The 22,101-nt window shown below is 64.2% G+C and carries 17 protein-coding genes; 11 read left to right on the top strand and 6 right to left on the bottom strand.

From position 1 onward, the window contains the following. Positions 1-72: 72 nt before the first annotated feature. Positions 73-1,470: a xylulokinase gene (xylB, locus tag AC1MBU_RS00155; protein WP_479788012.1), complete on the top strand. Its 1,398-nt coding sequence runs from the start codon at positions 73-75 to the stop codon at positions 1,468-1,470. Positions 1,471-1,494: 24 nt separating this feature from the next. Here xylB and vapB read toward each other — a convergent pair whose 3' ends face one another. Further along, complete coding sequence (gene vapB, locus AC1MBU_RS00160; protein ID WP_404800768.1) at positions 1,495-1,707, bottom strand: type II toxin-antitoxin system VapB family antitoxin; 213 nt, start codon at positions 1,705-1,707, stop codon at positions 1,495-1,497. A 93-nt stretch (positions 1,708-1,800) separates the two neighbouring features. Here vapB and AC1MBU_RS00165 point away from each other — a divergent pair, with 93 nt between their 5' ends. Genes AC1MBU_RS00165 through AC1MBU_RS00180 form a run of 4 tightly spaced genes read left to right on the top strand, consistent with a single transcriptional unit; the run spans position 1,801 to position 5,329 of the window. Then, positions 1,801-2,826 carry an LLM class flavin-dependent oxidoreductase gene (locus AC1MBU_RS00165; protein ID WP_346027501.1) on the top strand — a complete coding sequence of 342 codons (1,026 nt, stop codon included), beginning with the start codon at positions 1,801-1,803 and terminating at the stop codon, positions 2,824-2,826. Between the two features lie 41 nt (positions 2,827-2,867). Then, complete coding sequence (locus AC1MBU_RS00170) at positions 2,868-3,296, top strand: VOC family protein (RefSeq protein ID WP_277359759.1); 429 nt, start codon at positions 2,868-2,870, stop codon at positions 3,294-3,296. A 22-nt stretch (positions 3,297-3,318) separates the two neighbouring features. Beyond that, on the top strand, positions 3,319-4,065 hold the full coding sequence (locus AC1MBU_RS00175) for a mycothiol-dependent nitroreductase Rv2466c family protein (RefSeq protein ID WP_479788015.1): 747 nt from the start codon (positions 3,319-3,321) through the stop codon (positions 4,063-4,065). Positions 4,066-4,093: 28 nt separating this feature from the next. After that, complete coding sequence (locus AC1MBU_RS00180) at positions 4,094-5,329, top strand: ROK family protein (protein WP_479788016.1); 1,236 nt, start codon at positions 4,094-4,096, stop codon at positions 5,327-5,329. Between the two features lie 34 nt (positions 5,330-5,363). On the opposite strand, the gene AC1MBU_RS00185 is transcribed toward AC1MBU_RS00180, so the two are convergent. From AC1MBU_RS00185 to AC1MBU_RS00200, 4 genes are all read right to left on the bottom strand, one after another. After that, positions 5,364-6,608, bottom strand: a complete 1,245-nt coding sequence (locus AC1MBU_RS00185; RefSeq protein ID WP_479788017.1) for a cation:proton antiporter — start codon at positions 6,606-6,608, stop codon at positions 5,364-5,366. Positions 6,609-6,653: 45 nt separating this feature from the next. Then, complete coding sequence (locus tag AC1MBU_RS00190) at positions 6,654-7,349, bottom strand: class F sortase (RefSeq protein WP_479788018.1); 696 nt, start codon at positions 7,347-7,349, stop codon at positions 6,654-6,656. Positions 7,350-7,433: 84 nt separating this feature from the next. Further along, positions 7,434-8,741 (bottom strand): hypothetical protein, encoded by a 1,308-nt coding sequence (locus tag AC1MBU_RS00195; protein ID WP_479788020.1) that lies wholly within the window; start codon positions 8,739-8,741, stop codon positions 7,434-7,436. Positions 8,742-8,878: 137 nt separating this feature from the next. Further along, on the bottom strand, positions 8,879-11,761 hold the full coding sequence (locus tag AC1MBU_RS00200; protein WP_479788021.1) for an FAD-binding and (Fe-S)-binding domain-containing protein: 2,883 nt from the start codon (positions 11,759-11,761) through the stop codon (positions 8,879-8,881). Between the two features lie 52 nt (positions 11,762-11,813). Between AC1MBU_RS00200 and AC1MBU_RS00205 the strand changes: the two genes are divergently transcribed. The 3 genes from AC1MBU_RS00205 (at position 11,814) to AC1MBU_RS00215 (ending at position 15,588) form a co-directional block, all read left to right on the top strand. After that, on the top strand, positions 11,814-12,515 hold the full coding sequence (locus AC1MBU_RS00205) for a GntR family transcriptional regulator (protein WP_479788023.1): 702 nt from the start codon (positions 11,814-11,816) through the stop codon (positions 12,513-12,515). Positions 12,516-12,568: 53 nt separating this feature from the next. Then, positions 12,569-14,245: an alkaline phosphatase D family protein gene (locus AC1MBU_RS00210; RefSeq protein ID WP_479788024.1), complete on the top strand. Its 1,677-nt coding sequence runs from the start codon at positions 12,569-12,571 to the stop codon at positions 14,243-14,245. Between the two features lie 198 nt (positions 14,246-14,443). Continuing rightward, a protein-coding gene (locus tag AC1MBU_RS00215; protein WP_479788025.1) for an IS3 family transposase occupies positions 14,444-15,588 on the top strand; the annotation gives its coding sequence in 2 pieces (ribosomal slippage) (positions 14,444-14,720 and positions 14,720-15,588; 1,146 coding nt in all). Here AC1MBU_RS00215 and AC1MBU_RS00220 read toward each other — a convergent pair. Beyond that, positions 15,585-16,418, bottom strand: coding sequence for a hypothetical protein (locus AC1MBU_RS00220; RefSeq protein ID WP_479788026.1), 834 nt, complete (start codon positions 16,416-16,418; stop codon positions 15,585-15,587). The genes AC1MBU_RS00215 and AC1MBU_RS00220 overlap by 4 nt on opposite strands. Before the next feature lie 179 nt (positions 16,419-16,597). On the opposite strand from AC1MBU_RS00220, the gene AC1MBU_RS00225 reads away from it, so the two are divergent. The 3 genes from AC1MBU_RS00225 (at position 16,598) to AC1MBU_RS00235 (ending at position 21,985) form a co-directional block, all read left to right on the top strand. Then, the gene (locus AC1MBU_RS00225; protein WP_277358660.1) at positions 16,598-18,049 is read left to right on the top strand and encodes a lipase maturation factor family protein; all 1,452 of its coding nucleotides are present in this window, start codon (positions 16,598-16,600) and stop codon (positions 18,047-18,049) included. Positions 18,050-18,218: 169 nt separating this feature from the next. Continuing rightward, positions 18,219-19,952 carry an ABC transporter ATP-binding protein gene (locus AC1MBU_RS00230; protein ID WP_346027511.1) on the top strand — a complete coding sequence of 578 codons (1,734 nt, stop codon included), beginning with the start codon at positions 18,219-18,221 and terminating at the stop codon, positions 19,950-19,952. Next, positions 19,949-21,985, top strand: coding sequence for an ABC transporter ATP-binding protein (locus AC1MBU_RS00235; RefSeq protein WP_479788027.1), 2,037 nt, complete (start codon positions 19,949-19,951; stop codon positions 21,983-21,985). The genes AC1MBU_RS00230 and AC1MBU_RS00235 overlap by 4 nt, the downstream gene beginning before the upstream one ends. Positions 21,986-22,101 lie beyond the last annotated feature (116 nt).

The following is a 22,101-nucleotide window of genomic DNA, read 5'->3' on the forward strand; positions in this document are numbered from 1 at the left end:
AGCAGTTATAGCAGCAACTAGGCGACAAAAACTTTCCCCTTCCGAGGGTGAAAATGCAGTGAAGGAACAGTCATGGCCCTGGTAGCCGGAGTAGACAGCTCCACACAGTCGTGCAAAGTGGTCATCCGGGATGCGGAAACCGGCGAACTGGTGCGCTCCGGCTCAGCGCAGCACCCGCCGGGCACCGAAGTGCACCCCGACGCCTGGTGGACTGCCCTACAGGAAGCCATTGCAGCGGCGGGCGGATTCGACGACGTCGCGTCGGTCTCAGTCGCCGGCCAGCAGCACGGCATGGTGTGCCTGGATGCCAATGGTGAGGTTGTCCGGCCGGCGCTGCTCTGGAATGACACGCGCTCGGCGGGAGCAGCGGCGGCGCTTGTCCGGGAGAAGGGCGCACAGTGGTGGGCCGAGACAACCGGCACCGTTCCGGTGGCGTCGCTGACCGCGACGAAGCTGCGGTGGCTCGCCGAGAACGAGCCGGAGAATGCCGCGAAAACGGCGGCCGTGTGTCTGCCGCACGACTGGCTCAGCTGGCGTCTCGCCGGCCACGGCCCGGGGTCGGGTTCCGAAGGGCTGAAGGAGCTGGCTACCGACCGTTCGGACGCGTCCGGGACGGCTTACTGGTCCGCCTCGAAGGGGTACTTGACCGAGGTACTCGAAGCCACGCTGGGACATGTCCCTGTCCTTCCCGAAGTCCTCGGTCCGCTCGAGTTCCGGAAGGATCCGGAAGGGCGCATCATCGGCGCCGGCGCCGGTGACAATGCTGGGGCGGGACTGGGGGTTGGAGCGGCGGAGGGCGACGTCGTTGTTTCGGTTGGCACCTCAGGCACCGTTTTTGCGGTGTCCGGCAGCCCGACGTCGGACGCTTCCGGTCTGGTGGCCGGTTTTGCCGACGCTACCGGCAACTATCTGCCCTTGGTGTGTACTCTCAACGCCACCCTCGTGCTTGACGCGACCGCGCGCCTGCTCGGTGTCGCCCATGAGGAATTCGCCCGGCTCGCGCTGCAGGCGCCTGCCGGCGCGGACGGCCTCACCCTGGTGCCCTATTTTGCCGGCGAGCGCACTCCCAACCTGCCCGATGCCACCGGTTCTTTGCACGGCCTGACTTTGGACAACTACACGCCCGCGAACGTGGCGAGAGCCGCCGTCGAGGGCGTGGTCTGCTCCCTCACGGATGGGCTCCAGGCGCTGACCGACGCGGGAGTTGTTGCGCGGCGGGTCATCCTCGTGGGCGGAGGCGCGCGATCGGAAGCACTGCGGCAGGTTGTCGGTGCCGTCTTCGGACTACCGGTGTCGGTGCCAAGTCCGGGCGAGTACGTGGCGGACGGCGCTGCCCGCCAGGCCGCGGGCGCGCTGGATGGCGCCCTGCCGGACTGGCGGACCAGCGACGTCGAACTCATCGAGGCGGAGCCGACGCCGGAGGTGCTGGCGCGCTACCGGGAAGTGGCGAGGCGTACGAGCGGCAACTAGAAGTTCATGCGGAAGGTGCGAACGCTATTCCGACGTTTGTTCCCGCTCAGCCGGGTAGCTACCGTCCGCTGGCAGGTCGGCAAACCAGGAGTCCCATGACCGATCTACAGGCGTGATTATCCGCGATGGGCCATCTTGAATGACCACAACTTCGTTCACATTGTCAGGCCATTGCAGGGCTTCGGGTATCCGAATGATTTGGGACCGACTGGTCCTGAGAATCTTTGTGGTGGTCATCGTCTCTCCCTACACGAACAGTGTTCCAACAAGTGCAGCCGGCGACAAGGCTTTGAAAGGAATGCACCGCCGTTCGGCGTGGTTGTGGCGGGTATGAAGCGCATCGGATTCCTGTCCTTTGGCCACTGGTCACCCCTCGAAGGCTCACGCACGCGCACTGCCCGTGATTCGCTGCTTCAGGGCATTGAACTCGCCGAAGCGGCCGAGGAGATCGGCATCGACGGCGCATTCTTCCGGGTCCACCACTTCGCCCGCCAGCAGGCGGCGCCGTTCCCGCTGCTCTCCGCAATCGCGGCGCGCACCTCGCGCATCGAAATCGGGACCGGCGTCATCGATATGAGATACGAAAACCCGCTCTACATGGCAGAAGAAGCGGCCGAAGCGGACCTCATCAGCGGCGGCCGGCTCCAGCTCGGCATCAGCCGGGGATCACCCGAGCCCGCGCTCAATGGCGCGGCCAACTTCGGTTATGTGCCAGCCGACGGCGAAGAGCCGGCTGACATGGCCCGCCGTCACACAGAGGTGTTCCGTTACGCAATCAGCGGCGCGGGGATCGCGCAGGCAGACCCGCGCCAGGGCTCCGGCCTCCTCCCGGTCCAGCCGCACTCCCCCGGGCTCAGCGAACGCATCTGGTGGGGTGCCGGAACACGGAAAACTGCCGTCTGGGCCGCAGAGCAAGGCATGAACCTCATGAGCTCTACCCTGCTGACCGAAGACACCGGTGTGCCGTTCGACCAGCTTCAGGCCGAGCAGATCCAGCTGTTCCGCGACGCGTGGAACAAAGCCGGTCACTCCTTTGCGCCCCGCGTTTCGGTCAGCCGCAGCGTCATCCCGATCGTCGACGACGAGGACCGCCAGTACTTCGCCCTGAGCGCGCTCCGCGAGACGCGCGACCAGGTGGGAGTGCTCGACGGCGCGATGTCCCGATTCGGCAAGAGCTACATCGGCGAGCCGGACAAGATCGCCGCGGAACTGGCCAACGACGACGCCGTCCGTGCCGCAGACACCCTCATGCTCACCGTGCCCAACCAGCTCGGTGTGGACTACAACGCCAAGTTGCTGCGCAACATTGCAGACCACGTGGCCCCGGCAATCGGGTGGGAGCGGACGATCGCCTAAGCCAGCAACCCGCCCGCGTTGGTGGTGGAACAATCATTCCCATGGACCAGCGGCTTCACTTCATCACCCTCGCCACACGCGACCTCGACGCAGCCCGCGCCTTCTATCGGGACGGCCTCGGGTGGGAGGCGAATCTCGATGTACCGGGTGAGATCCTCTTCTACCAGGTCGCGCCGGGACTGCTGCTGGGCCTTTTCCACGCCGACAAATTCGCCCAGGATCTCGGCGCCACTGCTGCGCCGGCCCCCACGGGTGTCACGCTCTCGCACAACGTCGACAGCCCCGACGCCGTCCGAAGCACCGTCGACGCGATGACTGCGGCGGGCGGCTCGGTACTCAAGCAGCCGCAGCAGGGCCAGTTCGGCGGGATCTTCCACGCCCATGTCCAGGATCCGAACGGTGTCATTTGGGAAATCGCGCACAACCCCGGCTGGCGCATCAACGACGACGGCACAGTGGTACTCGGTTAGCCGCCGCCCCTATAGTGGCGAAATGAGCGACGAGACCATGGGCAAAGCCGACATCCACTTCTACTTCGACCCCGTCTGCCCCTTCGCCTGGATGACCAGCAAGTGGGTTCGTCTCGTCATGGAGGAACGGGATTACTCCGTCGAGTGGCGCTTCATTTCCCTGCGCCTGCTCAACGCGTCGGTCGATTATGACTCACACTTCCCCGAAGGCTACGAGGCCGGGCACACTGCCGGCCTGCGCCTGCTCCGCGTCGCCGCGCAGGTCCGGAAGGATCACGGGCCAGACGCCGTCGCTACCCTTTATGCCCGCCTCGGCGCCCACATCTTCGATATAGAACGGGACGACCCGTCGCAATCCGGCGCCACCGGATATCACGGAACCCGTGAATTTCTCGAGCCGATCCTCGCGGAGGCCGGCCTGCCGTCGTCGTTGGCGGACGCGCTCGACGACCGCTCACTCGACTCGATAATCCAGGCAGAGACGGACGGGGCGCTTTCCCATACGGGCAAGGACGTCGGCACTCCGATCATCCACTTCGAGCCGCCGGAGGGCGTGGCGTTCTTCGGACCGGTGATCAGTAGGCTCCCCTCCCGCGGTGAGGCGGCGCAACTGTGGGACCACGTGGTGGCTCTGGCCAGCTTCCCCGGCTTCGCCGAACTGAAGCGAAGCCTCCGCGAACGTCCACAGCTGCGCAGTTTCGGGATCACCGATGCAGATGCCGGCGTGGAGGAAGACTGGCACGGCGGAAGCCGCCGCCAGAAGAAGTAGCGCCCCCGCAACAGTGTTTACTGGATGAGTGAACGTAAACCCCAGGGAAGGATCGCTTGCCGCGGGCGCGTCGTCGACCACCATGCTGCGCCGGTCCAATGCGAGGCTGATCCTCGACGCGATCCGGCGCGCCCCCTCCGGGAACACCGTCACCGCAAATGAACTCATCGGTGCCACCTCGCTCACGCGCGCCACTGTTCTCGGGGTCTGCGATGACCTGCTCCGCGACGGCTGGATCCGCGAGCAGCCCGCGCTCGCCGCCACCGGCAAAGGCCGACCGGCCCGGCACTTCACCCTTGACGACAACGCCGGATACGTCCTCGGAATCGACGCCGGCTACAGCCATATCCGCAGCGTCGTCGCCAATCTGCGCGGGGAGGTAGTTGGCCGCGGTGGAGCGGCCTTCACAGCGGATATCGACAACGCGGATCCCGCTCCCCGCACCGCAGCTCTAAAGCTCGCCATAGATTCAGCGCTCGACGACGGCGGCATCGCCCCTTCCCGCGTCCTGACCGTCTGTTTCGGCATCCCGGCCCCGGTCAGCCGCCATGGCACCATCCCGACGGGCAACCCGTTCTGGGAGCGGATGGCAGTAGATCAGGAAGCGGTGCTTGCCGGGCGCCCACAGTGCACGTCCTTCATTGAGAATGACGCCAACCTCGCAGCCCTCGCCGAACGTTACAACGGCACCGTGGACCCGGATGGCAGCTTCCTCGTGCTCCTCGCCGGCGAACGGTTCGGTGCCGGGGTCATAGAAGACGGACATCTCCTGCACGGATCGCTCGGCGGCGGTGGGGAAATGCACTATCTCGACCTAGTGGAGGGCGTTGGCAGCCCGGCGGCCATCGCTCCCCTTGCCCGCGCCTGGGCGGCAGAGGCTCTGGCCGCAGGCCGGGCCACAACCCTGTCGAAGGGCCGCTCGAAGAAAAATGGGCCCTCTGCGGAGGCCGTGTTCGCGGCAGCGGAAGCCGGTGACGCCGTCGCAATTGAAATCGTGGATCGCCTGGCGGAGCGGCTGTCCCGCGTCATCTCAACCCTCGCATCGTTGCTCAACCCGGACACCGTGGTCATCGGCGGGGCGGTAGCGCCATCTATCGCGCGCCTGGCCGAGCAGATTGAAGCGAAGGTGGCAACGACGTCGCACTTCCCGCCGCGGGTGGTGGCGTCCTCGCTCGCTGGGGACATTGTGCTGACCGGGGCCGTAAACGCGGCGCTCGCCAGGGTCAGCCGGGACGCGTTGGATATTGAATTGCGCCGGGCCTGAACCAGCTGTGCGCTCAGCCTGATCTGAGTGCCGGTTACCCCGTTTCGTGTTCCTGTTTCCGCTCGGGCTCCCTTCGCTTGAGCCAGGCACTGAGCGGCGCGGTCGAGATTCCGTGGATGAGGACAGACAATGTGATGGCGAGGGTGACGTAGATGAAGATCTCGTGATTGCCGGTGTGCCGCTCGGCGAGGGTCGCATAGAACAGCGCCGAGATTCCCACCGGTCCAAACCAGCTCAGGAACGTTGTCTCAGGGACGTCGTGCAGCGATGAGATCAGGGGACGCAGGGCCCACAGGGTGATGATCCGCCGCAGCAGCACCGCAGCGGCGAGCGCAACGGGCGGAATCCAGCCGAGAGCGGCCCACTCACCGATGGGCAAGGCGAGCCCCAGCAGGATGAAGACGGGCAGGAGAAAGAAGCGGGCAACGGCGTCGTCAATCTTGTCCTCCTGCTCCTCGTCCCGCTCGGGGATCACCTGTCCGAATACCGCGGCGCCAACAAAGACGGCGAGAATGGCGTCCGTGCCGAGCAGTTTCCCTGCGCCGAGGATGAGGAGGCCGAAAGGCACGAAGAAGCCCAGGTAGGAGCTTTCCTCCATGAGCCCCACGTTCTTTGACCAGACGAAAAGCTTGGCAAGGGCGAAACCGGCAATAACCCCGAAGAGCATCGCTCCCAGCACCTCCCACAGCAGCACCTTCACAAGCATCTCGTGCCAAGCTTGTCCCGGTTTGGTCAGCAGCAGGACAGGGAGCATGACGAACAGATAGCCAAGCCCGTCATTGAGCCCGCTCTCCGCAGAAAGGTTGTGGCGGACGCGTTCGGGGATGCGCTCTTCCGCGAGGGATCCGGTGACAATCGGTGTAGTAACCACGGGGTCTGTCGGCGTGATGATCGCACCCAGCAGGAGGGCCAGGAGAAACGGGACCCCCAACAACGCCCAAAGCACACCGGTGGCCACTACGAGCATGGCGATCATGCCGAGCAGAATGATGACCGCGATCCAGCGCAGGTTCTTCCGCCAGTACCCGTGCGGCAAGCGGAGTGCTACGCCGGTCAGCCCGATCGCGAGGGTAATTCGCGACGCCTCTTCAAGCAGCGTGCCTTGGGGAACACCGAAGTCCTCAATGCTGAGGACTCCGAAGGCATACGGCCCGATCAGCGCGCCGAACAGCAGCGCGAGAACCGGGCCAGGCAGGCTTACCCGCTGCGCCAGGGTGGAGAAGGCGGAGAGTACGAGCACCGCACCGGCAAAGAGCGTCAGCACGAGGTTGATGGTCATAGCTTCCCCGTACCCCCTTTTCAACGGGCCAAACGTGCAGGGGCTTTACACCTCCGGTACGGCGGTGACGATCACGTTCTTTCCCCAGAGGTCCTCGGTGTAACAGCTGATCAGCACAAGCCGGTTCGGGACGATGTTCCAGATGTCGCTGTTCTTCAATGTGTCCTTGTTGTGGGTGGTGACGGAGTCAACGACGTAGTTGATCTTGCCCTCGGCAGTAGTGAGTACAACGGAATCCCCAACCTCAACCTCTGAGCTGAGCCGGTTGAAGGGACTGTCACGGTCCTCCCAGCTGTGGCCCGTGATGTAGACCGTGTTCTCGGACCCTTCTCCCGGCGCGCCGTAGTTCGTGAGCCAGTAGCCGTCGAGGGTTTCCGGCGGAACCAGCGACTGCGCTGCCAGGTCAGCATCTGTTGGAGTCAACGGGAGGACGGGAACGGAGATATCCGCCGATTCGATGCTGAGCTTTTGCGGCGCGGACGCGGGAGGGAGAGTCACTTCCGGCGCGGGTGTTGAGGCCTCGGGTGACGGTGATTGCGAAGATGTGGCCGGGGCGGAAGCCGGAGCAGCGATTGTCGGAGCAGTGGTTGTCGGAGTTGCTCCTCCGGACCCGGCGAACAGCTGAATCCCGAAAACCAGAAGGGCGAGGAACAGCACCACAACGACGGCGCCAATCGCCAGCCGCGGAATCCTGCGGTCTTTCTCCCCCGGCCCGGTGGGCGCGCGATGTGCATTACTCATGGTGGAGCGGTCTTTCCGAACTGGTGCCGAATACGCAGGGGCACCGCCCGAACGGGACGGCGCCCCTGCGCATTCTCTGCTGTCTTAGCTGTTGTGGACCCGACGCGCAGCCATTGTGCCGGCCACGACCAGGAAGCCGATACCCGCCGCAAGCGCGCCGATTCCTGCAGGGTCGGTGCTGGCGGTCGGTACGGCCGTCTGCACGTTCATTCCGCGATTGGTTCCGCCGGTACCGCCTGCGCCGCCGCCGGTTGTGCCGCCCGTTGTTACGGCACCGCCGGTTCCGCCTGCTCCATTGCCGTAGTCGTGATCATCGTCATCTTTGTCGCCGCCGCCGACAACGCCTCCACCTACGGCAGCTCCGGTGCACGCTTCGATTGCTGCTGCGAAGAGTGCTTCGAGCTCGAGCAGGTCAACGTCCAGCGCATCAAGTTGCACAGCAAGACCGTTGACCACAGCGATGGCTGCATCGAGGTTCGCCTGAGCTTCGAGGATGGCCAGAGCAGCAAAGAGCTCCGTCTCGAGGTCGATCAGCGCAGAGAAATCGAGATCGACACCCAGCAGAGCTTCGAACCGCGCTTCAGCGTCAAGGATTGCCGTGATGTCGCCGCTGACCAACAGATCGAGCAGCAGGCGCGCTTCGGCGGCTGCCGCGATGTCAAGCTGCAAGTCAGCGATCAGTGCACGAAGGGCCGCTTCCAGCTCGACCAGATCGACCTCGGCCTCAAGCTGGAAATCAGCTGGATCGAGCTCGATGTCCGCCAGCGCCTCAACTGTCGCATCTTCCAACACACCATCGCTGATGTCGGCGATGAGGATGTCAGCTTCATCCTGCGTGAGGTCCCCCGCGGTCACGGCGGCGTTCACGGCTAAAGTCAAGCCTTCGACATCAAGTACCTGAGGGAGCAGGAACTCGTTCAGGTTGATGCCCAGTGCTGCCAAGGCAGCCGCGTCCAATTCACCGCCAGCCAGTACGGCGTCGAGCAGTAGCTGAGCCTGCCCCACCGCACTGTTGGCGGCGGCCTCTGCATTGATGATGGCGTTGATGTTTGGAAGTTGCTCTGTCTCCAAAGCAATCAGAGCGTCACCGATAAGAACTTCCAGCTCCGCAAGCGTCAGCGTCCCCTCGACCTCGAGCATGTCCAGCGTTTCCTGAGCGTCCAGCAGGTTCTGGAGGGCAACGGCAAGCTCAACTTCGAGCTCGGCATTGAGCTCGGCATTGTGAAGGGCTGCAGTGAACTGGTTTTGCGCGGAAATACATTCCGGCGAGTCGTGAACGGCGGAGGCCGGCGCGGCGCTAAAAAAAGACCACCGGCAACGAGCGTGGCGGTGGATCCTGCTGCGAGTAACTGCTTGCGTACGTGCATGTTGTCCCCTATGCGAGTGATACATCGGCTTCTGGGCCGACGGCGATGACCGAGTTGCGTACGGCAACTAAGGCCCTCCCAGTTCTACCGAAGAGACGCACGTCACAGGTAAACAAGCTGATTAAGTTACCGAACCGTTACAGTGGACTCCTACTTCGCTGGCTACTTCGCCGGCAGTTTTTCCGCCAACAGCTGCGCCAGGTGGATACCCTTCCGCTCGCTGAGGTCCTCCAGTTGAGTGCGGCAGGAGTACCCGTCAGCGAGGACGACGGCGTCAGCCGCCGCCGCGCGAACCGCCGGCAGTAACTGCTGCTCAGCTACCGCAACGGACACCTCGTAGTGGCCGCGTTCCACGCCGAAGTTCCCGGCGAGGCCGCAGCAACCGCCAAGTTTCTGAAGGGAGGCGCCCGCACCTTCCAGTAGTGCGGCATCGGGGCTCCAGCCCATGACGGCGTGGTGGTGGCAGTGCGGCTGCGCGACGACGGTGGTTCCCTCCAGCGATGGAGCCTCATAGTCCGGCGTCTTGGCCAGCAGTTCCGCGAGCGTGTGCGTGGCACTCGCGACTTGCCCCGCAACGGCCCGGCCCAACAGCTCGATCGAGTCCGACCGCAGCACCCCGGTACACGAAGGTTCAAGGCCCACGATCGGTATCCCTCGCTCCGCATACTCCTTCAACGTCTCCACCGACGAGCGCAGGATCTTCCGGGCGCTGTCGAGTTGACCGGTCGAGATCCAGGTCAGTCCGCAACACACCGGCTTTTCAGGGATCAGGACCTCATATCCCGCGTCCTCGAGCACCCGGACCGCCGCCTTGCCCACTTCGGGGGAAAAGTTGTTCGTGAAGGAGTCGGCCCAGAGGAGGACCTGCGGGCGGCCGTCGGGTCCGGAGGCCGAAAGGGCCACCGAAACCCGCCGCGACCCGAACCACTTGTGGAACGTCTGCGGCGCGAAGGCGGGGATCCTTCGGCGCTGGTCCACTCCCGCAAGCCGCAACCCAAGCTTCCCCAGACCCGGCAGGCTCACCAGCGCATTCACAACGCGCGGTGCAACCGAGGCCAGCATTGCCCACCGCGGCAACCAGCCGAGCGAATAGTGCGACGCCGGTCGGATCCGACCCTTGTAACTCTGGTGCAGCACTTCCGCCTTATAGGACGCCATGTCGATGCCCGTAGGACAATCCGAGGCGCACCCCTTGCACGACAGGCACAGATCGAGTGCCTCATGAACCTCCGGCGCCCGCCAGTTCGGCTTGCCGTGGTTGTGACCGACAGCCGCACCGCCAACAACGCTGCCGTTGATCATCTCCTGCAACGCCCGGGCGCGGCCCCGAGTAGAGTCCTTCTCCTCCAGCGTCGCGATGTAGGACGGACACATCACCGTCTGGTTATCCCTGTGCGCGGCGCGGCACTGGCCCACGCCGGTGCAGCGGTGGACCGCCTGGCTGAAGTCGCCGTCGTCATGTTCGTAACCGAACGCCAGTCCGGTACGCAGCGGGCCGGCCTCAGCTACGCGGACGTTCACGTCCAGCGGCTCAGGATCAACGAGCACTCCCGGGTTGAGGATGTTGTCCGGGTCGAGAATGCCCTTCACCTTGCCGAACAAGGACAGGGCCGCGGGCGTGTACATGAAGGGGAGGAGCTCGCTGCGCGCCCGCCCATCGCCGTGTTCGCCGGACAGAGATCCGCCGTACGATGCGACCAAACGCGCCGCATCGGTGAGGAAAGCGCGGAAGACTGCGGCGCCGTCGTCGTGCTGGAAGGGGAAGTCCAGCCTCACGTGGACGCAGCCGTCGCCGAAGTGGCCGAACGGGAATCCTGTGAGGTGATGGGTGAGCAGGAGTTCGTCGAACTCGCGCAGGTAATCGCCGAGGCGCTCCGGCGGAACGGCCGCGTCCTCCCACCCGGCATGCGCGGGCGCTCCCGCGGGCGAACGTCCGGCCAGCCCGCCGCCGTCCTCCCGGATCCGCCACAGCGCGGCCGCCTGTGCAGGACTGGTGATGATGCGGGAGTGGCGGGCAGTGGCAACCAGGCTCACCGCAGCAGCCCGGTCTGCAACCTCGGCTGCGTCATCACCAGAAATCTCGACGAACAGCCACGCCGCTCCGCCGGGCAGTTCAGGCACGGCCTGCGGTCCCTTCCGCGAGCGCACAACCTCGACGATGCGGGAATCCAGCCCCTCGCACGCCGTGGGTTTGAACGGCAGGACCGAGGTCACGGCGTCACCGGCCTCGCCGATGTTCTCGAATCCGAGTACCACCATGGTTTTATGCGGTGCATCCGTCACCAGCCGAACGCCGGCTTCCAGCACGACGGCGAGCGTCCCCTCGCTACCCACCAGCATCCGCCGCAGGTCGAACCCACGCTCCGGCAGCAGGTGCTCGAGTGAGTACCCGGACACCTGCCGGCCAAACCTGCCCAGTTCAGTGCGGATTGTCCCGAGATTACCGCTCACCAGCGAGCGCAGCGCGTCCGTTTCAGCAGACGACGGCGTCTCCCCCGGTCCCAGTCTCAGCCGCGCACCGGAGCCGGTCATCACGTCGAGGTGCGTCACGTTGTCGGCCGTCCGGCCGTAGGCGAGGGCGCGCGATCCGCACGCGTTGTTGCCGATCATTCCGCCCACTGTGCACCGCGTGTGCGTTGACGGATCTGGTCCGAAGCGCAGCCCGCTGGCAAGGGCCACCTTTTGCAGCGTGGCATGGACAGCGCCGGGTTCGACGACGGCGGTCCGGCTTTCGGCGTCGAACTCCAGGACGCGGTTGAGGTGGCGGCTGAAATCGATCACCACTCCGCGGCCGATTGCGTTGCCCGCCAAGGAGGTCCCGGCGCCGCGCGATGTGAATGGGATGCCACGTTCCCGGCAGACCTCGAGCGTGGTGAGCACCTCGTCGAGGTGGCGCGGAAAGACGACGGCGGCAGGTTGGATCCGGTAGAGCGAGGCATCGCTTGAGTAGACGGCACGCGAGGTTGCGTCGGCGCGCGCGTCCCCAACGCCACGGGAGTGCAGTTCGGAGACAAGGGACCGGGGAGCTGTGAGCGTCGTCGCCATGGGTAACATGTTACTACTCATCCCGCTCTCTTTCCGCGGCTACGCTTGGCTCATGCCTCCTGCACAGACGCCGCGACCACCGTCGCTCACTGAACGCACCATCGAAGCGGTGCGGGACGGCATCCGGAACGGCACGTTTGTGCCCGGCGAGCTGTACTCGGTGTACCAGTTGGCGGATAAGTTGAGGGTGTCCCGCAGCCCCGTCCGTGAGGCGCTGCTCCGGCTGGCCGAGACCGGAATGGTGGCGATCGAAAAGAACCGCGGCTTCCGGGTTGTCCTCCCGGGGGCCCGCGAACTGGCGGAGATCATGGCGGTGCGCGTGGCCCTTGAGGTCCCTGCGGCTGCCCAGGCCGCCCGGCGCGCCGGAGCAAGAGACCGCGCCGCCCTCGAAAGGGAACGCGAAGCCATGCAGCAGGCAGTCCGGAATGGCGACGAAGGGGCTTTCCTCCTGCACGACCAGCACCTCCACGCGCTCCTGCTCAACCTAGCGAGCAACAGCCACACCATCCGCATTATCGAGAACCTGCGGGACGCGACGCGGCTGATCGGCATGTCCACCATCCGCACCTCCCGCTCCCTCGAGGACGTTTACGCCGAGCACCTGCCAATCCTCACCGCGGTCGAAAGCGGCGACGCGGACGCCGCAGCCCTCGCAATGCGCCGCCACCTCGAATCGACGGGGAAGCTTTTGCTGCGGGGCGCGGCCACCGAAAACGACGACGTCGAAAGCCTTTGGGAGGACTACGTCGGCTGAGGGCGGCAGCGCAGCGATGGCGCCGGCACGCAGTGCACGGGTAGAACTGAGGTATGGACAGCTCGCTGGTACTCGGCCCCATGCTTCGGTATGTCGACGAAACGACGGCAAGTGTGTGGGTGGAAACGCGTGACACTGCACGGGTTCGGGTCAGCACTGCCGGCCGTGAGTGGGAAGCGGGTACTTTTTCTGTGCACGGGCACCACTATGCGCTGGTTGAGGTGGAGGGGCTTGAGCCGGGATCCAGCTCGCCGTACACAGTGGCCATTGACGGCCAGCAGGTCTGGCCGGAGGAAGGGTCGCCCTTCCCTACGCCGATCATTCGAACTCTTGACCCGGAGCGACCCTTCCGGCTCGCATACGGCTCCTGCCGAACCAGCGAAGTGAACGACCTCGCAGCGCACAAGACGCACGGCGTCGACTCCCTGCTGGCCTTCGCGTTGAACCTCGCCGCCCGGGATGAGGCAGTGCGCCCGGACCTCATCGCGTTCCTCGGCGACCAGGTGTACGCGGACATTCCAAGCGACGAGATGCTTCAGTTGATCCGGGATGACAGAGGCATCGACACCAAGCTGGATGCCGAGCTGCGCAACTACGAGGAATACACGCAGATCTACCGGCTCGCATGGTCCGGCCCTGCAATCCGCTGGCTGCTGTCCACTCTTCCCAGCGCCATGATCTTCGATGATCACGACATCCGGGATGACTGGAACTCGTCCCTGCTGTGGAAGAGGAAGGTTGCAACGATCCCCTGGTGGCGGGACCGCATTGTCTCCGGCCTGGCGTCCTACTGGGTATACCAGCACCTCGGGAACCTTTCTCCGTCAGAACGCGCGGCCGATGAAATCTGGCAAGCTATCAAGTCTCACCAAGGACCCGGCGAGCTTGAACTCAGCTCCATCGTCGAGGCTGTCGTGGAAGAGGCGGACCGGAATCCGGAACGCTACCGCTGGAGCTTCTGCAGGGACTTCGGCGATACCCGGCTCATTGTCCTGGATTCACGGGCTGCCCGCGTCCTGCAACCCGGCCAGCGCTCCATGCTGGACCGGAAGGAATTGCGGTGGCTCGACGAGCGGATGCAGGGCGACCGGCGGCATCTGCTCGTCGCCACGTCGCTTCCGTTCCTGCTTCCGCGGGGGCTTCATCACATCGAGGACTGGAACGCCGTGCTCGCTGACGGCCGCTGGGGTGAACGTCTCGCGGCCGTCGGTGAGTGGGTCCGCCAGGCGATCGATCTGGAGCATTGGGCAGCGTTTCCCGAGAGCTTTCGCGCCGTCGCAACCATGGCCACGGAGGTAGCCACAGGCCAGCGCGGCGCGGCTCCCGAAACAGTGACGTTCCTGTCCGGTGACGTTCACTTTTCCTACATCGAGGAGGTGGACCAACCCATGCAGTCCCGCGTCCTGCAGGCGGTCTGCTCTCCGATCCGGAATCCGCTGCGGCCGGCACTGCGCTGGGTCGCAGCGCTTATGTCCACACGGGTGGCAGGTCCGCTCGGCGGCGTGCTGGCGCGATTTGTTCCGCAGCCGCCGTTCCACTGGTCAACGTTGAAGAAACCCTGGTTCGACAACAACCTCGCAAGCCTGGAAGTGACGGAGGAGGGGTTGAAGCTGCGGTGGGACACCGGCGTCGTCAGCGGTGGAAACCATGCCGCCCCTCAACTGAAGGAAGTCACCTCGATCACCATCGCTCCGCGGGCAGCTGAGGCTACGAACGCTCACTCCCGTTAGCACCTTGGCCACCGGATAGCGGTTAACACCTACTGGCTGCCGCAACCCCTATCCGGTGCCCACATCACTATCGCAACGTGACCGCACCTAGGAACCCGCCGGCTCAAGCAACTTAGCCGAAAGGTCAGCGAGGGGACTGCCCCCGGTTTTGTTGACTCCTTGACCTAGCGAGCTTGTGCTCGTGGAAGGATGTTGACCATGCCCACGGCTTATGGGGCGGAGTTCCGCCAGGATGTTATTGATGTGGCCCGGAAGGGCGAGGCCCCGCTAACTCAAATAGCGAAGGATTTCGGGCTGTCGGTCACGACGTTGAAGCGCTGGATGGCGATAGCTGATCGGAAGGATGCAGGCGCTGGTCCGGCGGTTGCGGAGTCCGCGGAGATGCGGGATCTGAAGAAACGCAACCGTTTATTGGAGCAGGAGAACGAGATCCTGCGTCGTGCCGCCGCCTACCTGGCGAGGGACATCAACCCAAAATGACGTACCCGCTGGTCACGGATCTTGCCGCCGAAGGGATTCCCGTGGCGGTGACCTGCAGGGTGTTGAAGTTCAGCAAGCAAGGCTATTACCGGTGGAGAGCCAACCCGGTGACCGACCGGGACTGGTCGGACGCCCACCTGATCAATGCCGCCCTGGACATTCACGCCGACGACCCGGCGTTCGGGTACCGGTTCATCGCCGACGAACTCCCAGAAAAGGGCGTCACAGCCGGCGAGAACAGGGTCCAGCGCCTGTGCCGGGACCATGGCATCTGGTCGGTGTTCTCCAAGAAACGAGGCCTGAACCGCAAGCCCGGGCCACCGGTTCATGATGACCTGGTGGAACGGGACTTCGCCGCTACAGCACCGAACGAACTGTGGCTCACGGACATCACCGAGCACCCCACCACCGAGGGCAAGCTCTACCTCTGCGCGGTGAAAGACGTCTACTCCGGCAGGATCGTTGGCTACTCGATGGACGCCCGCATGAAATCATCGCTGGCAGTCGCGGCGTTGGAGAACGCCGTACGGGCACGCCGCCCTGCAGGGACAGTGGTGCATTCCGATCGCGGTTCCCAGTTCCGGTCGCGCCGTTTCGTGGAATCACTGCGTCATCACGGGCTGACCGGTTCGATGGGCCGGGTCGGCGCGTGCGCGGATAACGCCGCCATGGAATCGTTTTTCTCGCTGCTGCAGAAGAACGTCCTTGACCGTCAACGCTGGCTCACACGGCAGGATCTGCGCCTCGCCATCACGACATGGATCGAGCGGTCTTACCACCGCCGACGCCGGCAGCGGCGTCTGGGGAAACTCACGCCAGTCGAATATGAAACAATCAACCGGTCCGCGCTCACCGCGGCCTAAGACCCCGAGTCAACTAAAGCCGGGGCAGTCCCGAGCAGGTCCTGGGTGACGCCGTCGAGCTCGCCTTGGCTCATCGCCTGTACGTTTGCGATCACTCCGTTACCGCGCGCTGTAACTGAGAGGTTGTGGAAGACCGGCTGCCCGCCCAGCTCCTGGGTCACCCGAAGCGCGAAGGATTCTTCGCCGATCAGGTCCAGCGGCACCTCCTCCGTGATGGAGGTAATGGTGTTGCCCTGGATGGTCGCGGTCACTTCAGCACACTTCTCGAGCGCCTCGCGGCTGACGTTGAACCCCTGCTGAACTGCGTCCTCCGTTGAGCCGTCCATCACGACGACCGCCAGGTAGCCGCCCGATGAGTCAGCAGCTCCGACACCGCTGACCGCTCCAGCTGCCAGGTCCGCGGATGCCGCAGCATTGCCGGTCGCGTGGTCCTTGCACTCGGCCGGCTGAATGTCTGCGCCCTCCATCGCGGACTGCACGATTTCAAGTCCCGCAGCGGCCTGCTCTGCAGAGACGAGCTGGAACGGATCGCCAAGCGCATCAGTCAAAGCAGTCACTCTCGCCTCAAGTTCTGCCTTATTTGGAGCCTCGACATCTACGGGTGCCGCAGCTGTCACCGAGGAGGCAGGCGCACTCGTCATCGCTGCGCTGGTGGGTGCCGGCGTCGCACTGTCAGGGGCCTGAACCGAAGCCGGGGCGCTCGCGCTCGCTCGGCCGGCCTTCGGCTCGTCATCGGAGCCGCCGCTGCAGCCGGTCAACAGCAGCGCTGCTGCGAGCGTGCAGGAAGTTACCAGTGATGCCTTCATGAAGTCCCCCAAAAAATCGGCCACGGCCGTTTCATCGACGGTCGAGCTGGTTCCCGATAGCAATTCGGCCATCGGATAGCGGTTGAATGCTATCGCATGGCGCAAGCGCTATCGCTGAGCGTGCCGCTGAGAAAACCGCGCAGGTAGTGGTCCAGGAATCTGCGGCCCTTGACGCTCCCGCCCGGCAGGAGTTTCGTTGACCCATGGAGTGGTTGAGCGGCGTGCTCGACGCCGAGGGGTACGAAGTGGGGCGGCAGATCCTCCAGCGCGGGGTGGCCGCCATCTACCTCCTCGCGTTCATCTCCGCCATCAACCAGTTCCCAGCTTTGCTCGGGGAAAACGGGCTGCTGCCTGCTCCCCGCTTCATTGAGCGGGCGGGGAAACGCGCCGGCCCCACGCTGTTCCGATGGCGTTACTCGGACCGGATGTTGCTTACGGTCTGCTGGGTCGGCGCTGGAATTGCGGCGCTGATCGTGATCGGAATTCCCCAAACCGGCCCGCCGTGGCTCCCCCTGCTCGCGTTTCTGGTCCTCTGGGGTTTGTACCTGTCGATCGTCAACATCGGTCAGGTGTTCTACGGCTTCGGTTGGGAGAGCTTGCTCCTCGAGGCCGGATTCCTCGTTGCCTTTCTCGGTTCCAACGAGGTAGCTCCGCCGCTGCTGGTCCTGCTGGCGATTCGCTGGCTCGTGTTTCGGCTCGAGTTCGGTGCGGGCATGATCAAGATGCGCGGCGACCGGTCCTGGCGAGACCTCACCGCCCTCTACTACCACCACGAAACCCAACCCATGCCGAATCCGGCGAGCCGCTTCTTCCACCTGCTCCCGAAGCCGCTGCACCGGATGGAAGTCGCCGGCAACCATTTCACCCAACTGGTAGTGCCGTTCTTCCTCTTCGCGCCGCAGCCGGTCGCGGGGGTCGCGGCCGTCATCATCATCGTGACTCAGGGCTGGCTGGTGATCTCCGGCAACTTCGCCTGGCTCAACTGGATCACCATCGTCCTCACCTTCGGCGCGGTGCCGGACTCCTTCTACGAAGCTGTGGGCTTCACCATCGCACCGACGTACGAAACGACGCCGATCTGGTTCGCCGCGGTCGTCGTTCTCATGGCCATCTTCATCGCCTACCTGAGTTGGCAGCCGCTGCGGAACCTCTTCGCGAAGCGGCAGCTGATGAACGCCAGTTTCAACCGCTTCCACCTCGTGAACGCGTACGGTGCGTTCGGCAGCGTCACCAAGGTGCGTTACGAGGTGATCATCGAAGGAACGAAGGACAATGTAGAGCACGACGGCGCTGCCTCCTCCCACTGGGAGGAGTATGGGTTTCGGGGCAAACCGGGCGATCCCGGCCGCATGCCGCGCCAGTACGCGCCGTACCACCTGCGCCTCGACTGGCTCATGTGGTTCCTGGCTCTCGGATCCGACGGCGGCTGGTTCACACCGCTGCTGGTGAAGCTCCTGCAAGCGGACCCGAAAATCCTCAAGCTTCTGAGACACGATCCGTTCGGCGGCGAGCCGCCCCGCTACGTGAGAGCGCGCATCTTCCGCTACCGATTCACCACGCGGGAGGAAAAGCGCACGACTGGGCTGTGGTGGATGCGCGAGGAAGCCGGAACACTCGTGGATCCGGTGTCGCTGAAGGGAGGCCAACCGCGCTGAGCGAGCACACGCCAACCCGCTGACCGGCACAGGATCCTCCTTTCGGTTGATGCCCGGACGCAGGCTCAGGACTAATCTGAAGTGCGGTTCTTTTGGTTCGACGCGCTGATCCCACCTCAACACAACGGGCCTCCCGCCACATCAGCCCACTATTCGAGGAACCGGCTTCATGCTGATCACCCTGGTCCGCTCATACCTGCGGCCCTACGCACCACTGGTTACGGCTGTCGTTGTGCTGCAGTTGGCCTCGACCATCGCCGCCCTCTTCCTGCCCAGCCTGAACGCGCAGATTATCGATGAGGGGGTTGCCGAGGGCGACACCGAGTACATCTGGAACATCGGCATGGTGATGCTCTGGGTCAGCCTCATCCAGGTGGCCGCAGCAATCGCGGCAGTCTTTTTCGGCTCCAAAGCAGCCATGGCCCTGGGCCGCGACCTCCGCAAGAGCGTGTTTCACCGAGTGTCCGGATACTCGGCGCAGGAAGTCAGCCACTTCGGGGCCCCCAGCCTCATCACGCGCGGAACCAATGACGTGCAGCAGGTGCAGATGCTCGTCCTGATGGGCCTGAACTTCATGGTTGCGGCGCCGATCATGTGCATCGGCGGCATCTTCATGGCGCTGCGTGAAGAACCGGCGCTCTCGTGGCTGGTGTGGGTGTCCGTGCCGGCGCTGTTCGTCGTCGTCGGTTTCCTGGTCTGGCGTCTGATGCCGCTGTTCCGCACCATGCAGGTCAAGATCGACAACATCAACGGTGTGCTGCGTGAGCAGATCACCGGCATCCGTGTGGTCCGCGCGTTTGTCCGTGAGCCGTACGAGGCGCAGCGGTTCGGCCGGGCAAACCGGGAACTCACGGACGTCTCGCTCGCCGTCGGCTCCCTTTTTGTCCTCATGTTCCCGGCCATCGGAATGATCCTCCACCTCGCCACTGCGGCGGTGCTGTGGTTCGGCGGCATCAGGGTCGCCGCCGGAGAAATGGAAGTGGGCGCGCTCACAGCGTTCCTGCAGTACCTGCTCCAGATCCTCGTGGCAGTCATGATGGGCACGTTCATGGCCATGATGATCCCCCGGGCGTCCGTCTGTGCCGAACGCATCGGCGAAGTCCTGGACATCGAACCTTCCATCCACGAAACGGACCGCCCGCTGCAACCCGCTTCCAAGGCCGGCGTGGTCGAATTCCGCGGCGTCACCTTCGCGTACCCGGGTGCTGAGGAGCCCGTCCTCAAGAACATCAGCTTCACTGCCCGGCCTGGGCAGACCACTGCCATTGTGGGGAGCACCGGCGCCGGAAAGAGCACGCTGATTTCCATGCTCCCCCGCCTTTTCGACGTCGGCAGCGGCCAGGTTCTGCTGGACGGCGTGCCGGTCACCGACATGGCCCGCCCGGACATCACGGACCGGGTGGCGCTGGTGCCGCAACGTCCTTATCTCTTTTCGGGCACCATTGCGCACAACCTGCGGTTTGGGAACCCCAACGCGCACGACGACGACCTCTGGGACGCGCTCACGGTCGCCCAGGCAGCGGATTTCGTCCGCGCGAAGGACCACGCGCTGGAGGCTCCGGTCTCGCAGGGTGGCACCAACGTCTCGGGCGGGCAGCGTCAGCGGCTCTGCATCGCGCGGGCACTGGTAGCCGAACCGAAGGTGTATCTTTTCGACGACTCATTCTCGGCCCTGGACGTCACCACCGACTCCCGCCTGAGGGCCGCGCTGAAATCGAAAACCAGGGACGCCACGGTAATAATCGTGGCCCAACGCGTCACCACCATCACGGACGCCGACCAGATCCTGGTGATGGAGAACGGCGAGATCGTCGCCCGCGGTACGCATGAGGAGCTGCTGGAGACCTCGCCTACCTACCAGGAGATCGTTGAATCGCAGACGACGGCCGAGGAGGTGGCATGAGCACGGACAAAGATTTCCGTCCCGATGAAGACCGGACCATCGACCCGGTTGTTGCCCCCACACCCGGCGCCGCGGCGGACGCAGAAGCACAGGTGCTCGACGAGGAGTTCCGGCCTTCCGAAGCTGACGGTGACATGTTCGGCGGCACCCCGGCAAAGAAGGCCAAGCATTTCTGGCCGTCCGCCAAGCGGCTCTTCAGCCTGCTGGCACCGGAAAGAACCGCCATTGTGGTGGTGCTCGCGATGGTGGTCATCGCCGTCGTACTCAATGTCATTGCACCGCGGGTGCTCGGCAGCGCCATGGATGTCATCTTCAGCGGCGTTATCAGCAGCAACCTTCCCGACGGCGCCAATCAGCAACAGGTTATTGAAGGGCTGCGGGCAGAAGGCCAGGATCAGTTCGCTGACATGCTCTCCGGTATGGAGCTGACCCCCGGCGCGGGCATCGACTTCACCCTGCTCGGCCGGCTCATTCTGCTTGTGCTCGGCATGTACCTGGTGTCTTCGGTCTTCATGTGGCTGCAGGGATACCTGCTGAACAAGGTCGTCATGCGGGTGGTCTACAACCTGCGCCGGGATGTGGAGGCCAAGCTGAACCGGCTCCCGCTGAACTACTTCGACACCCGGCAGCGCGGGGACCTGCTTTCCCGCGTAACCAACGACGTCGACAACGTCCAGCAGGCGCTGCAGCAGGCTTTCGCTCAGCTCATCATGTCGGCGCTGAGCCTGATCGGCATCACTGTGATGATGTTTGTGGTCTCGTGGCAGCTCGCGCTCATAGCGCTGGTTGCGCTGCCGTTATCGGCGCTGGGAGCGGGGCTGATCGGCGTCCGCAGCCAGAAGCTTTTCGCGGAGCAATGGAAGAACACAGGCCAGTTGAACGGGCACATTGAGGAGTCCTTCAGCGGTCATGACCTGGTTCGGGTTTTCGGCCGGGAGAAGGAATCGCTCGAGCAGTTCGACCAGAAGAACGAGGATCTTTACAAGGCGTCCTTCGGTGCGCAATTTGTTTCCGGGATGATCATGCCCGTCATGCAGTTCATCTCCTACCTGTCCTACGTGGGAATCGCAGTGGTAGGTGGACTGCGCGTCGCCTCCGGTTCGATGACCCTCGGCGAGGCGACGGCGTTCATCCAGTACTCGCGGGAGTTCAACCAGCCGCTGAGCCAGATGGCGGGCATGGCGAACATGCTGCAATCAGGAGTTGCTTCGGCTGAACGGGTGTTCGAGCTGCTCGACGCCGAGGAGCAGGACCCTGATACGGCCATAGCCTCGTTGCCGGCCCGGACAACGGGCCACGTTGAATTCGAGCATGTGAGCTTCAGCTACACGCCGGATCGTCCGCTGATCGAAGACCTCTCCTTTGCGGCCAAACCGGGTGAGACAGTGGCGATCGTGGGTCCGACCGGCGCCGGCAAGACCACTCTGGTGAATCTCGTGATGCGCTTCTACGAACTCAATTCCGGGCGCATCACCCTGGACGGCGTGGACATCACCCGGATCAGCCGCGCGGAGCTGCGCTCCCGGGTGGGCATGGTGCTGCAGGATGCCTGGCTCTTTGGCGGGTCGATCTACGAGAACATCCGCTACGGCCATTTGGATGCCACCCACGAACAGGTGATGCACGCGGCAAAAGCCACCTTCGTGGACCGCTTCGTGCGCGCGCTGCCGGACGGCTATGACACCGTCATTGACGAGGAAGGCAACAACGTCAGTGCGGGTGAAAAACAGCTGATCACCATCGCGCGGGCATTCCTCGCAAGTCCTTCGCTGCTGATCCTTGATGAAGCCACCAGCTCGGTTGATACCCGGACGGAGCTACTGGTACAGCATGCCATGGCTGCGCTGCGGACAGACCGTACGAGCTTCGTCATCGCCCACCGCCTGTCCACCATCCGCGACGCTGACATCATCCTCGTGATGGAGGACGGCCGGATCGTGGAGCAGGGCAGCCATTCGGACCTACTTGAAGCACAGGGAGCGTACTACCGGCTCTACATGTCGCAATTCGCAGCGGCGGCTGATCCGGTTTAGAGGTTTTATTTTCTGAAGTTACTGAATCTTTATCGCCGTTACTGGATCGGTACTGGAGTAAGGCACGGCGTATCGGTTATAGCCCCTAATAATGGAGCTATTCACTTCTAATCCCA

Source organism: Arthrobacter sp. PTI12, assembly GCF_056679915.1.

Coding starts and splice junctions, on each gene's coding strand:
- xylB (WP_479788012.1), top strand. CDS start 73: ATGGCCCTGGTAGCCGGAGTAGACAGCTCCACACAGTCGTGCAAAGTG.
- vapB (WP_404800768.1), bottom strand. CDS start 1,707: ATGACCACCACAAAGATTCTCAGGACCAGTCGGTCCCAAATCATTCGG.
- AC1MBU_RS00165 (WP_346027501.1), top strand. CDS start 1,801: ATGAAGCGCATCGGATTCCTGTCCTTTGGCCACTGGTCACCCCTCGAA.
- AC1MBU_RS00170 (WP_277359759.1), top strand. CDS start 2,868: ATGGACCAGCGGCTTCACTTCATCACCCTCGCCACACGCGACCTCGAC.
- AC1MBU_RS00175 (WP_479788015.1), top strand. CDS start 3,319: ATGAGCGACGAGACCATGGGCAAAGCCGACATCCACTTCTACTTCGAC.
- AC1MBU_RS00185 (WP_479788017.1), bottom strand. CDS start 6,608: ATGACCATCAACCTCGTGCTGACGCTCTTTGCCGGTGCGGTGCTCGTA.
- AC1MBU_RS00190 (WP_479788018.1), bottom strand. CDS start 7,349: ATGAGTAATGCACATCGCGCGCCCACCGGGCCGGGGGAGAAAGACCGC.
- AC1MBU_RS00195 (WP_479788020.1), bottom strand. CDS start 8,741: ATGTATCACTCGCATAGGGGACAACATGCACGTACGCAAGCAGTTACT.
- AC1MBU_RS00200 (WP_479788021.1), bottom strand. CDS start 11,761: ATGGCGACGACGCTCACAGCTCCCCGGTCCCTTGTCTCCGAACTGCAC.
- AC1MBU_RS00205 (WP_479788023.1), top strand. CDS start 11,814: ATGCCTCCTGCACAGACGCCGCGACCACCGTCGCTCACTGAACGCACC.
- AC1MBU_RS00210 (WP_479788024.1), top strand. CDS start 12,569: ATGGACAGCTCGCTGGTACTCGGCCCCATGCTTCGGTATGTCGACGAA.
- AC1MBU_RS00225 (WP_277358660.1), top strand. CDS start 16,598: ATGGAGTGGTTGAGCGGCGTGCTCGACGCCGAGGGGTACGAAGTGGGG.
- AC1MBU_RS00230 (WP_346027511.1), top strand. CDS start 18,219: ATGCTGATCACCCTGGTCCGCTCATACCTGCGGCCCTACGCACCACTG.
- AC1MBU_RS00235 (WP_479788027.1), top strand. CDS start 19,949: ATGAGCACGGACAAAGATTTCCGTCCCGATGAAGACCGGACCATCGAC.